The organism is Campylobacter troglodytis (genome assembly GCF_006864425.1).
Taxonomy (GTDB): domain Bacteria; phylum Campylobacterota; class Campylobacteria; order Campylobacterales; family Campylobacteraceae; genus Campylobacter_D; species Campylobacter_D troglodytis.
Map to the genome: position 1 here is coordinate 1 of NZ_QHLI01000185.1, position 805 is coordinate 805.

Below are 805 nucleotides of genomic sequence, written 5' to 3' on the forward strand. Positions count from 1 at the left end.
GAATTTAAGGGAGAAACTGTGTTAAGCTTGTATATAACCAATAATATAAAAGAAGCTGATCTAAAATTTTGGGCTGTGTTTTAGCTAAATTCAAGGGCGTTTTAAGGGCATTTTAAAACTTAGCTGTGTTTTAAATTCTTTTAAGGGGTGTTAAACTGTTTTTGTATGTCTTAGAACTAGTAAGCTGAATTTTAAACAAGGGATTAAATTAAATTCAAAGAAAGATTTAAATTCAAGCTGTGTAAGAAAAGCTTGAATTTAAAAGCAAAAATTCAAGGACGGTGTATAAACTTGAATTTAAAAGAAAATAACTTAAAATTCAAGGGCAGTGCATAAAAACTTAAATTCAAGGAAGGCTTTAAATTCAAGCTGGGCATTAAGCTGAATTTTAAACAAGGGATTAAATTAAATTCAAAGAAAGATTTAAATTCAAGCTCTGAGCAAAAAGCTTGAATTTAAAAGCAAAAGATTTAAATTCAAAGGCAGTGTATAAAAACTTAAATTCAAAGAAAGCTTTAAATTCAAGCTCTGAGAGAAAGGCTTGAATTTAAAAAAACAATTTAAATTCAAAAACAAGGCATAAACATTAAATTCAAAGAAAAATTTAAATTCAAGGACAAACTATGGAAGAAGAAAACACTCAGAATTTAAACACACCCAGCCTTCTTTTAAACACCGAGCTAAGTGGGCTTAAAAGAAATAAGGTAGTGGATCTAGCCTTGGGGCTTTTTTTACTAACTTTTAGACTGTCTAAGTTAAGCTCGCTTGAAGCAAGCACCATAGAAGGCTTGAAAGAACAGTTTGT

The 805-nt window shown here is 29.7% G+C and carries 1 pseudogene; it reads left to right on the forward strand.

Annotated features, from left to right (window positions below):
- Positions 1-623: 623 nt before the first annotated feature.
- A pseudogene (locus DMC01_RS12635) lies at positions 624-805 on the forward strand (type IVB secretion system protein IcmH/DotU); the annotation flags it as partial.